At 73.3% G+C, this 12,925-nt stretch carries 7 protein-coding genes; 3 read left to right on the top strand and 4 right to left on the bottom strand.

The features are described from left to right. Positions 1-130 precede the first annotated feature (130 nt). Positions 131-772 carry a GPR1/FUN34/YaaH family transporter gene (locus tag AB0G84_RS12375; protein WP_361319257.1) on the top strand — a complete coding sequence of 214 codons (642 nt, stop codon included), beginning with the start codon at positions 131-133 and terminating at the stop codon, positions 770-772. A gap of 26 nt (positions 773-798) precedes the next feature. Here AB0G84_RS12375 and AB0G84_RS12370 read toward each other — a convergent pair whose 3' ends face one another. Continuing rightward, the gene (locus AB0G84_RS12370; RefSeq protein ID WP_361318913.1) at positions 799-1,767 is read right to left on the bottom strand and encodes a helix-turn-helix domain-containing protein; all 969 of its coding nucleotides are present in this window, start codon (positions 1,765-1,767) and stop codon (positions 799-801) included. A 731-nt stretch (positions 1,768-2,498) separates the two neighbouring features. Beyond that, on the bottom strand, positions 2,499-3,431 hold the full coding sequence (locus AB0G84_RS12365) for a LysR family transcriptional regulator (protein WP_361318911.1): 933 nt from the start codon (positions 3,429-3,431) through the stop codon (positions 2,499-2,501). 105 nt (positions 3,432-3,536) lie between these two features. Between AB0G84_RS12365 and AB0G84_RS12360 the strand changes: the two genes are divergently transcribed. Then, the gene (locus tag AB0G84_RS12360) at positions 3,537-4,478 is read left to right on the top strand and encodes an EamA family transporter (protein WP_361318909.1); all 942 of its coding nucleotides are present in this window, start codon (positions 3,537-3,539) and stop codon (positions 4,476-4,478) included. A gap of 122 nt (positions 4,479-4,600) precedes the next feature. On the opposite strand, the gene AB0G84_RS12355 is transcribed toward AB0G84_RS12360, so the two are convergent. Then, positions 4,601-5,635 (bottom strand): alcohol dehydrogenase catalytic domain-containing protein, encoded by a 1,035-nt coding sequence (locus tag AB0G84_RS12355; protein WP_361318907.1) that lies wholly within the window; start codon positions 5,633-5,635, stop codon positions 4,601-4,603. Positions 5,636-5,902: 267 nt separating this feature from the next. Here AB0G84_RS12355 and AB0G84_RS12350 point away from each other — a divergent pair, with 267 nt between their 5' ends. Beyond that, on the top strand, positions 5,903-6,826 hold the full coding sequence (locus AB0G84_RS12350; RefSeq protein ID WP_361318905.1) for a helix-turn-helix transcriptional regulator: 924 nt from the start codon (positions 5,903-5,905) through the stop codon (positions 6,824-6,826). A 35-nt stretch (positions 6,827-6,861) separates the two neighbouring features. Here the strand turns inward: AB0G84_RS12350 and AB0G84_RS12345 are convergent, their stop codons facing one another. Then, the gene (locus AB0G84_RS12345; protein ID WP_361318903.1) at positions 6,862-12,876 is read right to left on the bottom strand and encodes a TIR domain-containing protein; all 6,015 of its coding nucleotides are present in this window, start codon (positions 12,874-12,876) and stop codon (positions 6,862-6,864) included. Positions 12,877-12,925 lie beyond the last annotated feature (49 nt).

Raw genomic sequence — 12,925 nt, 5'->3', positions numbered from 1 at the left:
AATCCCACCGATGACTACAGTCCCTGCCGGCGGCACCGGAAGCGCCGGCGGCAAGCCGGGCGAGGCGGGCGAGCCGGGCGAGCGCCAGGACACGCCCCCCGGCCGCTCATTCGAACCGGACCTCCGGTCGATGACGCGGATCAACCTGCGCCCCATCGCCTCCCCGTTGCCGCTGGGCTTCTTCACGGTGGCGATCGCCTCCGTGCTGACGGGCTGCCTGCAGCTCGGGGTGTTCCAGGCCGCGGACCGCCGCGCCGTCGCCCTGTGCGTGCTGCCCGCATTCGTCCTCCAACTCCTGGCCAGCGTCCTGGCCTTCGGAGCCCGGGATGTGATCGCGGCGACGCTCATGGGCTCGTTCGCCGGCAGCTGGTTGGCGTACGCCCTCGTCCTGGGGAGCGGCGCGGCCGGGGGGCTCCGGGTGCTGGGCGTGTTCAACCTGGCGTTCCTGTGCTTCGGGGCGCTGATGGCCGCTGTGACCCGGCCCAAGCGGGCGCTGTGGCTCGTCCTGGTGGTCTCCGTGCCCCGGTGGGCGGCCACCGGACTGTCGGGGCTGACCGGAGCGGAAGGGCTCACCGTGGCAGCCGGAGCCCTCGGGCTCCTGGTGGCGCTGGTCGCGTCGTACGCGGCGTTCGCCCTGCTGCTGGAGGACCTGCGCAGCGCGGAGGTCCTGCCCATCGGCCGCAGCGGTCCCGCCCATGCAGCGGTGGAGGGCGACCTCACGGTGCAGCTGCGCAACCTGGAACGGCAGGCGGGCGTGCGACGCACCCTGTGAGGCGAAGCACCCTGTGAGCCGACGCCTCACCGGTCGTGCGCGCTGCGCGTACGGGACCGCCATTCCCGCGGCGACATGCCGTAGGCGGTGCGGAAGGCCCGGCTGAAGTGCGTGGGGTTCACAAAACCCCAGCGCTGGGCGACCGCCGACACGCTCGGCTCCGTCCTCGACTGCCGTGACAGATCGCGTCGGCACCGCTCCAGCCGCTCGCGCCGGATCCATCCGCTCACCGTGGACCCTTCCGACTGGAAGAGCTTGTGCAGATACCGGACCGACAGGTGGTTCGCCGTCGCGATCCGCTGCGGAGAGAGGTCGGGGTCGGCCAGGTGCCGCAGGATGTACTCCTTGACCCGCGCCCGCATGCCCCGGGCCGCTTCCGGGGTGTGCGGGTCCAGCCTGCCCTGCCGTTCGCGCACCAGGACCGCCAGCAGCTCCGTGGTGGTCATGGCGAGTTGCTGGCCCGTGTACGGGTCGAACCCGGCCGCGCGTTCGGCCAGCCGTGCCAGATACCCCGCGACCAGTCCGGACGTGCCGGAGTCGCCGCTGAAGACGGTCCCGGTGATCGCCCGCAGATCGGCTTCCGACACGCCCAGCCCCTCCTTGGGCACCCGGAACGCGGTGAAGCGGAAGTCGTCCGGCTGTTCCCGCTCGTAGGGCCGTCCGGCGTCCGAGCAGGTGAAGGTCCCGGGCCTGACCAGAGCCTGGCGGCCGTCCTGAGTGAGCCTCGCGGTGCCCTTGTGGTGGAGGGTGACGGTGAGGTACTCCGCTCCGCCCTGGGAGATCAGGCGGCGGTCCCGCGAGACGGTCTGGGGGCCCGCCTCGACCACGGAGATCTGCAACGGACCGAGCGGCTCACTGGAGATCGTCCCCACCGAGGGCTCACGTTCGTGCAGCACCACGTCCAGCGGGATGAAGGTGTCGGAGACCACGCTGTGCCAGTAGGCCGCCCGTTCGTACGGAGACAGCGGAGAGGTGGAGAGAACGACGGGCATCATGGCTCCCTGTCATAGGCATGCCGACGTCCCACGTGCGGGACGCCGGAACGGAAGAAGGAAGAAGGAGGGAAAGAGGAAGGAAGGAGGGAGGAAGGAGGGAGGGAGGGAGGTAGGAAGGAGGAAGAAGGTGTGGCGGTCGGACGGACCGGATGCGCGGACGGGACCTCGGCGCTGGGTGGGCCGAACCCGGTGTGCGCGGGCATGGCGAGGCCGTGGATCAGCGGCCGGAAGAAGGCCCGTGGGCCGGTGCCGCGCCGATGAACGGCGCGGGGCGGGCCCCGGAGTCAGGCGACGGAGCCGGACCGGCTCACGGCCGGGAAGGAATGCTCGGTGCTGAGGCGGGGCGCCGGCCTGCCGGGTGGGAGTCCGCTGGGAACGGCTGGGGCTGGTGGTGAAGTCGGGCTCATGGGCGCTCCGTTCGGGATGTGGCTGCGTCCTGTATCCAGTCTCGGATCGCCCACTGGCGGTGCCATCCGTCAGATGACTTACGCTCTGCCCGACGCTGCGGCACTGCGGTACCGAGGGGCTCCGGTGCCGAGGGGCTCCGGTTCACGTCCCCGGTGCTGCGATGCTGCGGTGCTGCGGTTCCCGTCCTGGTGTGCGACGCCCGGGTCGCGGTGGCCCGCCGCGTCCTCGCGTCGCCGCGCCGACGCTCCGACGTACGGCGTCAGTCCGACGCTTCCCGCTCGACCACCAGAGGCTCCCCCGCGTGGACCTGACGGCCCGGTATTTCAGGCGGCGGCTTCCCGGTCCGGCCGGCCGGGGCCCGCGTACGGCCAGTGCCCGCGCAGCGCCGCCAAGGTGGCGTGCACAGCGGGCCTGCGGTCGGCCTGGGAGCGCCAGACCACCGAAACGCGGCGGGAGGGTGCGGGCTGCATCGGGACGACGCGCACGGTGGGCGGCAGGGCGCCACGGCCGAGACGGGGCAACATCGTGACGCCCAACCCCGCTTCCAGCAGGGCCACTTGGGAGGCGTACTCCTCGATCTGGTAGGCGATGACGGGTTCGATGCCGAGTCCGGCGAAGGAACGCACCAGCCACTCATGGCACATGGCCCCCGTGCCCTGCCCGATCCACCGCTCTTCCCGCAGGTCGTACGGGGTCACCACGTCCCGGTTGGCGAGCGGGTGCCCCTCGGGCAGGGCGACATCGGCGAGGTCCTCGCCCAGCTCGGCGACGGACAGCGAGGTCGGCAGCGTCAACGGCGTGTTGTGCCAGTCGTGTACCACCGCGAGGTCCGCCTCACCCCGTACGACGAGGCCGAGGGCGTGATGGGGGTCGGACTCCCGCAGCCGGCAGTCCAGGGCGTGGTGGCGCCGGGCGAGGCCGGCCAGCGCGGCGGCGGCGAAGCCGCGGCAGGCCGTGGGGAACGCGGCGAGCACCAGCCGCCCGGTGGGCCGGTCGCGCTGTTCCTCCAGGCGCGAGCGGGTCCGCTCCAACACCGCCACGACCTCGTCCGTCGCCTCCGCGAGCAGCCAGCCGGCGGAGGTGAGCTCGACCTTGCCGCCCTGCCGGTCGAGCAGCTCGGAGCCGGTCTCGCGCTCCAGCTTGGCGATCTGCTGGGAGACGGCCGACGGCGTGTAACCCAGTGCGGCGGCCGCACCCGTCACCGAGCCGTGGGTGGCCACGGCACGCAGGGCGCGCAGACGGTTGAGGTCGAACATGCAGCGATGCTAATGCCCCACCTTCAGAAACCTTTGCTGGCCCTTACGGACGACGGCTGTTGTGATGGACCGATCGGAATCAGCGCGTCCCCGGGAGCCAAGGGAATGAAGCCCGTTCACATCGTCCTGGCGGTGGTCATCGCCGCCGTATGGGGCGCCAATTTCGTGGTGATCGACATAGGGTTGCGCGACTTTCCGCCGCTTCTCTTCTCCGCGGTGCGCTTTCTCCTGGCCGCATTTCCCGCGGTGTTCTTCGTCGGGCGGCCCGGAGTTCCCTGGCGCTGGGTGCTCGCGGTCGGCGTCACCCTCGGCATCATGAAATTCGGCATGCTGTTCATCGGTATGCATGCGGGGCTTCCCCCAGGGCTGGCCTCCCTGGTGCTCCAGGGCCAGGCGGTGTTCACGGTGCTCTTCGCCGCGGTGCTGCTGAAGGAGCGCGCCCGGCGGGTGCAACTGGTCGGCACGGCGATCGCCTCGGTGGGCATCGTGCTGGCCGGGCTGGACTCGACGGCCGGCACCCTTGCCGGATTCCTGCTGGTGGTGGGCGCGGCGGCGTGCTGGGGCCTGTCGAACATCGCGATGCGGAAGGCCGGTCCGCCGGACGCCTTCCGGTTCATGGTCTGGGTGAGCGTCGTACCACCCGTCCCGCTCACGCTCCTCTCCGTGGCCTTCGAGGGCCGGGATGCCGACCTGCGGGCGCTGCAGCACCTGAACCTCGGCGGAGTGGGCGCCGCGCTCTATGTGGCGTGGGGGGCAACGCTGTTCGGATTCGCCGCATGGGGATATCTCCTGCGGACCTACGACGCGCCGACCGTCGCCCCGTTCTCGTTGCTCGTCCCGGTATTCGGCCTGGCCTCCGCCTGGATTTTCCGGGGCGAGCACATGACCGCGCTGACCTTCTGCGCCACGGCTCTCGTCATCGTCGGCATTGCGGTCGGAATGCTGCGTCGTACGAAGCGGCCGGTGCCGCCGGTCGCGGATTCGTCGGTCAGTTCCGCCACAGGACGTGAGGAACTGACGTCGGAGAGGGCATCCGCCGCGTCGTGACGACCTGAGTTCACCGCCCGACGATGACGTCGGCACCGAACAGCTCCGCGCCGGCAGCACCCGCCGGCGCGGAGTCGTATCGTGGCGTGCCGGCGCCCGGCGGCGTGCTGGCGGGGCCCTGCTCACAGGGCGATGAGGGCCTTGAGGACCTGACGGTCGGCCATGGCCCGGTAGGCGTCCGGCACCTGGTCGAGCGAGAAGGTCCGGTCGAAGACGCGGCCGGGGGAGATGGTGCCGTCCAGGACGTCCGGCAGCAGCTCGTCGATGTAGGCGCGGGCCGGGCTGGCACCGCCGGTGAGGGTGATGTTCCGCAGGACCGTGGACGGGCCGACGGGACCCTGTTCGTACTGCGGGATGCCCAGGCGGCTGACGGTGCCGCCGTCGACGACCGCGTCGAGGGCGGTCTCCAGGGCCTGCCGGCTGCCGACGGCCTCGATGACCTTGTCGACACCGTCGCCGCCGGTCAGGTCGCGCACGTGGGCGACGCCCTCCGCACCGCGTTCGGCGATGACCTCGCCGGCGCCGAAGTCGCGGCCCAGGTCGGTGCGTTCGGTGTGGCGGCCCATGAGGAGGATCCGTTCGGCGCCCAGCCGGCCCGCGGCGATCACCGCGCACAGGCCGACCGCGCCGTCGCCGATGACCAGCACCGAGTCGCCACGGCCGACACCGGCCGTGACGGCGCCGTGGTGACCGGTGCCCATCACGTCCGACAGGGTCAGCAGCGAAGGCAGCAGCCCGGAGTCGGCGGCGACGGGCAGGGCGACCAGGGTGCCGTCGGCCTGCGGGACCCGCACCGCCTCGCCCTGGCCGCCCTCCACACCGTCGGCACCGTACCGGCCGCCCTGTCGGCAGGAGAAGTGCACGCCCCTGGCGCAGCGGTCGCAGGTGTTGTCGCAGTAGGTGAACGGGGCGACGACCAGGTCGCCGGCCTTGACCCGGGAGACCTCGGCACCGGTCTCCTCGACCACACCGAGGAACTCGTGACCCATGGGACGGCCGGTTCCGGTGGCGGGCATCGATGCGTAGGGCCACAGGTCACTGCCGCACACGCACGACAGGAGCGTGCGCACGACGGCATCGGTGGGCTGCCGGACCTCGGGGTCGGGACGGTGCTCGATCCGGACGTCTCCGGCTCCGTACATCACTGCGGCACGCATGCAGTTGCTCCTGGGGTGAGGGTCCGCGGTTCACGCGGAGAGCGGGCTTCGTCGGCGCACGTCCGGGCAGCGGGACGGGCCCGTACCTCGGGCCGGCCGACGTACGGGCCGGGTCTGCTTCCGCGGTGTTCCCGACCGGCCGCACCGGGCGCCGTGGACCCACTCTCGCGCCCTTGCCTCCCCGGTGGCAGGGCGGGCTCTTCGGGGGTAACGCCAGTGCCCCCCACCGCCCTACCACCCAGGTCAGCGCGGTGTGAGACTGAAGCCATGGCACCCGAGCACACCCCCAGCAGCAGCGGGAGCGGCGGCGTGGAGCTGGGCCGGTTCCTGCGCGCCCGCCGCACCCGGACCAGCCCGGAACGGGCCGGCTTCACCGTCGGCGCCGGGCTGCGCCGCACCCCGGGACTGCGCAGGGAAGAAGTGGCCACCCTGGCCGGGATCAGCATCGACTACTACGTACGCCTGGAGCGCGGCAAGGAGACCCGCCCCAGCCCCTCCGTACTCGACGCCCTCGCCCGCGCCCTGCACCTGGACGACCAGGAGCACCACCACCTGCGCGAACTGGCCGCCCGCGCCGCCCGGTACGCCCCCGCACCGCCGCCCGCCCCGGGCCGCACCGTGCGCCCCCATCTAAGGCTGCTGCTGGAGGCGATGCGCCCCCACCCGGCCTACGTCATCAGCCGCAGCATGGAGCTGCTCGCCTGGAACCCGGGCGGCCTCGCGCTGTACGCGGGCCTGGACGACTGGCCCGCCACCCGGCGCAACCTCGCCCGCTACCTCTTCCTCCACCCCGCCGCCCGCGACCTGTTCCCCGACTGGGACAAGCAGGTCCGCGGCTGTGTCTCCCGGCTGCGGGCCATCGCCGGCACCGCGCCCGACGCCCCCGACCTCGGCAACCTCGTCGGCGAACTCCTGCTCAAGAGCCCCGACTTCGCCGGGCTCTGGGAACGCTACGAGGTGACCGGCCGCAAGCCCGCGCTCAAGACCTTCCAGCACCCCCGCGTCGGCACGGTCACCCTCACCTGCCAGACCATGCACCTGGAGGACACCCCCAGCCAGCGCCTCGGTGTCTACACGGCCGAACCCGGCACCCCCGACCACGACGCCCTGCTCCTGCTCGACATGACCGAGCCCCGGACGGCCCCGCGTCCCCCGGAGAAGGACCGGGAGCAGGCGGGGGAGCTGTCCTGACGCGCGGCAGGGAGGATCTCGACGGGACGACCGGCTCAGTTCCCTTCCGCGGCGTTCCCGCCCGCGGTGCCGTCGTCGAGCGGTGCGGGCAGCGGCAGTTGGCGGACCCCCGGAAGGCGGCCGTCGAGTTCGCCCGGCTCGAAGCGGCACATGCCCACCACATGCCAGAACTCGCCCGCGATATCGCCCTCGTACTTGTAGCCGCCGGACGGGGTGAGCGCGGCCCAGCCACCCGGTACCCCGATCAGCGTGGCGTGCGGGGACGGGTCGCCCTCCTCGGGCACGGTCCACAGGCGGACCGTGCCGTCCTCGCCGCCGCTGGCGAACATCGAGCCGTCCGGGCTGAACGCCGTCGCCAGGATCCGGCCCGTGTGACCGGTCAGCTGGCCGGTCTCCTCGCCGGTACGGCAGTCCCACAGCCGTACGATGCGGTCGTCGCCGGCCGTGGCCAGCAGCGGGCGGCTCGGGTGCGCGGAGGCGGTCCACAGCCGACCGGAGTGCCCGCGGAGCCGGTGCTGCGGCAGGCCGTCGACCCAGATGATCGCCTCGCCGTCCCAGGACGCGCTGGCCAGCCAGGAGCCGCCGGCTCCGAAGACCACCGCGTACACCCGGTCGCGGTGCGCGTCGAGTTCGGCGAGCAGACGGCCGTCGGGGACGTCCCAGAGGCGTACGAGACGGTCGTCGCAGCCGGTCGACAGCCGTGTGCCGTCGGCGCTGAAGACGATGGACCGCACCCGTCCCCGGTGGTCGGACAGGGTGGTGACGTGCGTGCCGGTGCTGCGGTACCACAGGCGCACGGTGTCGTCGTCGTTGGCGGTGGCCAGCAGCTCGCCGTCGCCGCTGAAGGCCTCGGCCCACACATGGTCGGTCTCGGCGTCGATCTCCCGCTGGTACTCGCCCGTGGCGGCGTTCCACAGGTAGACGTCACCGTCGTTGCTGGAGGTGCCCAGCAGCGCCCCGCCCGCTCCGGAGGGGCTGAAGACGGCCGACACCAGGCGGTCGCTGTGGCCGGTGAGCTCCCGTAGGCGGCGGCCGGTGGCGGGCTCCCACAACCGGACGACACCGTCGTTGCTGCTGGCCGCGAGGTACCCGCCGTCGGCGCTGAACGCCAGGGTGGTGATCCGGCGGCCGTGGCCGCGCAGGATGCGACGGCCCTGGCCGCTGGTGGTGTCCCAGAGGCGCACCACCCCGTCGTTGCCGGCCGTCACCAGCAGCGGACCGGACTCGGTCTCGCCGAGACCGCCGCGGGGCCGGAACCTGCAGGTCCACACGGAACCGCGGTGATCGGCGGGCTGCTGGCGCAGCGGGGACACTGACCATGCGGACGCCTCGCCGGCGCGGTCCGGGCGGCCGGCCCGGCGGTCGGACCCGGCGGCGGGCTGCACCCGCCACAGCCGGACCGCGCCGTCGCTGTCACCGGCCGCCAGCAGGGTGCCGTCCGCGTCGAACACCACCTGGTAGACGGCGCCGCCGCCGCGGCCGGGCTGCCCGGCCTGCGCGCCGGTCACCGGGTCCCACAGCCGCACCTGACCGTCGGTGTCACCGCTGGCGAGCAGCGCACCGCTCGGGTGGAAGTCCAGGGTGTAGACGCGCCCGGTGTGGCCGGTGAAAGCGTGCCGGAGCCGGCCCGAGGCCACGTCCCACACCCGTACGGTGCCGCTGTTGTCGCCGGTGGCCAATAGGGTGCCGTCCGGGCTGAACTGCGTCCGGTTGCAGACGCCTTCGTGCCCGGGCAGTTCGGTGCGCAGCCGCCCCGAGGCCACGTCCCACAGCCGGACGCCGGCACCCGAGTCGCCGGTGGCCAGGGTGCGGCCGTCGGGGCTGAACACCGCGGTGAAGACGGGGGCGGTGTGGCCGAGGAGTTCGTGCCGCCGGGTGCCGGACGCGGTGTCCCACAGGGTGACGGTGCCCTCCGCGTCGCCGGTGGCGAGCAGCGTGCCGTCCGCGTCCAGGGAGACCGGCCACACGCCGTTCGGGTGGATGCTGAGCGTATGGCGGCAGGCGCCGGAGACGGCGTCCCACAGCCGGACCGTGCCATCGGCCCCGCCGGTGGCGAGCAGGCCCTGGCGGAACTTGACCGCGTAGACCCGGCCGACGTGCCCCTGCAGGGTGCGCAGCGCGGTACCGGTGGCGGCGTCGCACACCAGGACCCCGCCGTCCTCGCTGCCGACGGCGAGCAGCTCGCCGTCGGTGCTGTACGAGACCGGCTCGGGCAGTCGGACGGACTGCATGCCGAAGCCGTAGGGAACGCCGACCGCGGAGGGGCGGAAGCCCGCGTCGACGGGCATGCCGGGCGCGAGGGCGGCGGAGCGCAATTCGGGCCTGCGCAGGGTGTCCTCGTCGAGGGTCGCGTCGATCAGCGCGGCCCGGTGCCAGTGGCTGTTCTCGGTCCGCACGCCGCGCAGGTCGGCACGGATCAGCCGGGTACGCCGCAGGTCGGCGCCGCGCAGGTCGGCACCGGTGAGGTCGGCGCGGTCCAGGCGGGCGCCGACCAGACGGGCCTCGAACAGCACCGCTCCGGAGAGGTTGGCGCCGACGAGCCGGGCATCGGTGAGGTCGGCACGGGTGAGGTCGACGCCGGAGAAGTCACGGTGCGAGAGGTCCTCACCGGCCAGGGCGGCGCCGCGCAGGTCGGTGTGGGCGGGCACCCGGAGCCGGGCGAGGACCTTGACCGCGTTGGACCGGGCGACCTCGTCGGCCTGCCCGCGCCGCTGCCCGGCCCCGTCGACGTCGTCCCGGCTGTCCAGGACCCGCTCCGCCCACTCCTGGCAGGTGCGGTGGTCGGCGAGGTCGCAGAGGAACTCGATGGTGAGCCGGCTCAGCGGGCGGCGTGCCAACAGCTCGTGCTCACCGCGGGCGAGCCGGGTCGCCGCCTCGCGGGCCACCAGCCACTCCACGATGGAGCTGTGGATGAACTGGAACAGGCCCTCGTCGCTGCGCACCAGCAGACTGCCGGACCCGATGGTGTGCGCGGCCTCCGGCACGGAGAGCCGGAGGTCCGCAAGACCCGTCAACGCGCCCGCCACATCGGTGAGTTCGTCCAGACTCAGGGTGTTCTGGCCGCTGGACCACATCCGCAGGGCGAGTGTGGTGACGGCGTTCCACCGCTGGTCCAGCGGCATCCCGGGGGCCGCGCCGGTGCCGCCCTGGCCGCGCCGCTCCTCGTACTGCAGCCAGGAGGTGAGGACCTCCTCGTACAGGCCGGCGGCGCTCAGCGCGCGCCCGGCGCCGGCGACGGCGCGCAGCCGGTCGTGGTCGAGGTCGGCGGCGAAGCTGAGCAGCCGCGGGTTGCGGCACAGGGCCAGCAGGTCGGGGATGCCCTCCAGGAGCCGCACCCGGCGCTCGGCGGCCTGTTCGTCGCCGTAGCGGTTGGCCAGGTAGGTGCGGATCTGCTGGGGCGTGAACTCCTGCAGGGCGAGCACCCGGCGCTGCGGGAGCAGCCCGACGCGCTCACCGAGGGCGGTGAGCACCTGGCTCTGGGACTTGAAGTGCTGGGTACGACTGCTGACGACGACCTTGGCGTTGTCCACCACGGCGTCGAGCAGGACCTGCAGCCGGTCGGTGGCCCGTTCGTAGCTCACCCGGTTCGCCAGCTCGTCGAAGCCGTCGAAGAGCAGCACGATCCGGCCCTGCTGGAACATGTAGTGGAAGGCGCGGAGGTTGACCGAGTCGACACCGTGGTTGGCCAGGTGCGCGGCGACCAGGCCGTCCAGCGAGTACGCCCGGTCCAGGGTGTTCAGCTCGATGAACAGCGGTACGAGGTGCGGCATCTCCTCGGGGATGCGGCGGGCGAGTTCACGCAGCGCGAAGGTCTTGCCGTGCCCGAAGTCCCCGAGGAGGAGCAGGAACCGGCCGTGATCGGCGTCGAGCAGCCGCAGCATGTCCTCGACCAGCCCGTCGCGCTCCTCGCCGCCCGGCCGTTCGATCTCCCGGTAGCGCTGCGGGAGGTAGAGGTCGGGCCGGTAGCGCTGGTCGGTCCGCAGCCGCTCGGTCTGCGCCGCGACGTAGTCACGCAGGTCCAACAGCCCCTGGAACTCGGTGAAGCTGCGCACGCGGATGCCCCGGCGGCGGGCCCGTTCGCGCAGCTCCCGCGCCGGCGCCGGCCCGTCGTGGACGAGTTCGGCGTCCGGCTCGGTGTCGGAGGCGTGCACATGGTCGATGAAGCCGTCGATGTCCTCGGCGGCGGGCGTGCCGTGGTGGACGGCCACCCGCTGCTGCCGGACGAACCCGGACTCGGACCAGGTGACCAGCAACTGCGGCAGGCTCCCGGCGACCCGCCGCAGCTGGGCACCGTCATGGCGGGTGCGGCAGACCTCGGCGACGCGGGCGACCAACTCCTCCAGCGGGTCGTCGAGGGAACGGGCCTCGCGCCCCGGCTCGGGGTCCGGCACACCGGGCTCGGCGGCCTCCGGGAGGAAGGCCCCGGACGCCGCCCCGGACGCCTCGGACGTCTCGGCGTCGGTGCCCGGCTGCCGGCGCGGCGGACCGAAGACGCTCCGGGCGCGCTGCCATGCGGCTTCGACATGCTCCGGTTCGGCGTCGGGGCGCTCCCACCAGCGGGTGAGGCCGTCGCGGGTGAGGCGCAGCAGCTGGTGGCGGGCCGGTCCGGCGGCGCCGTACACGGGGAGTTCGCCCGTGGTGAGCGGGAGGGGCGGGGTGCCGGAGGCGGTGCCGGCGCGCCGGTCCCCGCTGGGCCCGTGCAGCAGGAGGTGCAGCCGGGGCGCGGTGAGTCGGGCCAGGGCGGCGGTGTCGCGGAGCGGGCCGGGCCCGTGCCCGGAGCCGGCGCGGCCCTCGTCGTCGGCCACCGGGTGCCGCAGCGCGCCCAGCCGCAGCCAGCCCTCCTGCTCGTACGGGCGCAGGGCCTGGGCGAACCAGGCGGTCTGCTCGGGGCCGAGCCAGCCGTACTGGTCGTCGGGCCGGTGGCTGTACGCCATCGAGGAGTTGAGGCCGGCGATGACCGTGCGCAGCTCCGGGACCGGGAAGAGGCTCCACGGCTGGTCGCTGTCGAAGATGACGTCGAGGCCCTGGTAGAGCTCGTGGAACAGCCGCGCGTAGTGCCGCCACTTGGGCCAGTACGGCGGCCGGGGCTGCATCTCGTCGGCCTCGCAGGTGTGGAAGTACGCGCGGCAGGCGGCCTGGCTGACGTCCTGGCCGCCGGGCACCACGGCGAGGCGGTGCGGTTCGAGGCCGAGCAGCGACCGCAGACCGGTGAGGAAACTGAGGGCCTGGTCGCATTCGCGGGGGCTGCCCGAGGCGGTGAGGTCGCCGGTGACGACCAGCAGGTCGGGAGCGGGGGCGCCGGCGTCCGTGAGCTCGACCAGGTCGCCCCAGATGGCCGCCTGGAGTTCGGCCGGGTCCTGGCCGCGCCCGAAGGAGGGCCCCGCCAGGTGCAGCACGGTGACGGCCTCCCGGGCGTGGTTCGCCCCGGACGCCTGCGGATACTGCGGAGGGACCGCCGGGCGGCGACGGCCGGCCCAGCCGGGGACGCCGAGCGGCCGGCCTCCCGCGGACGGGCCGCGCGGGGCCCCGGCCGGGGCGTCGGCGCCGGCGGCCGGGCCGCCGGGGTAGCCGGGCCGGTGGGCGGGCCGGGCCCTTCCGTCGACGGCCTGGCCGACCCGGGTGAGCAGCAGCTCGCGGGCGGCGGCGGTGTCCGCGACACCGACCAGGTCGACGTAGGTGATGGTGGCGAGCAGCCCCTCGACGGGGATGTCCTCGACCCGGACGGTCAGCAGCCTCCGCTCCGGGGCGTCGGGGTCGGCGCGCAGCGCGGCCTGCCACTCCATGCGTCCGTAGCGGGAGCGCTCGTAATTGCTGGAGAGCACGGCGATGACCGCGGCGGACTCGCTGACCCCGCGGTCCATGAAGTCCACGAAGTTCGTGCCCGGGACGAAGTCCCAAGCCTGGAGGACCGTCCGGTAGCCCGCTTCCTCGAGCGTCCAGGCGATCCACGAGGCCCATCGCTCGTCGGCGGGCGAATAGCTGATGAAGAAGTCCAACGGGCCTGGTTCCGGTCGGGTTTCGGGTTGTCCGCATTCCTGACGAGCCACCATGTCCGTCATCCTAGGAGCCATCGTCAACCGGCCGCTCACCGTTTAGTCT

This window comes from Streptomyces sp. NPDC020742 (assembly GCF_040641675.1).
Classification (GTDB): Bacteria; Actinomycetota; Actinomycetes; order Streptomycetales; family Streptomycetaceae; genus Streptomyces.
Note: the sequence above shows the minus strand (reverse complement) of the source record. Positions and strands in the feature narration are given on the sequence as shown.

What these genes read in the sequence shown, in the direction of transcription:
- AB0G84_RS12375 (WP_361319257.1), top strand. Translation starts at nt 131, where the DNA reads ATGACGCGGATCAACCTGCGCCCCATCGCCTCCCCGTTGCCGCTGGGC.
- AB0G84_RS12345 (WP_361318903.1), bottom strand. Translation starts at nt 12,876, where the DNA reads ATGGTGGCTCGTCAGGAATGCGGACAACCCGAAACCCGACCGGAACCA.
- AB0G84_RS12350 (WP_361318905.1), top strand. Translation starts at nt 5,903, where the DNA reads ATGGCACCCGAGCACACCCCCAGCAGCAGCGGGAGCGGCGGCGTGGAG.
- AB0G84_RS12355 (WP_361318907.1), bottom strand. Translation starts at nt 5,635, where the DNA reads ATGCGTGCCGCAGTGATGTACGGAGCCGGAGACGTCCGGATCGAGCAC.
- AB0G84_RS12360 (WP_361318909.1), top strand. Translation starts at nt 3,537, where the DNA reads ATGAAGCCCGTTCACATCGTCCTGGCGGTGGTCATCGCCGCCGTATGG.
- AB0G84_RS12365 (WP_361318911.1), bottom strand. Translation starts at nt 3,431, where the DNA reads ATGTTCGACCTCAACCGTCTGCGCGCCCTGCGTGCCGTGGCCACCCAC.
- AB0G84_RS12370 (WP_361318913.1), bottom strand. Translation starts at nt 1,767, where the DNA reads ATGATGCCCGTCGTTCTCTCCACCTCTCCGCTGTCTCCGTACGAACGG.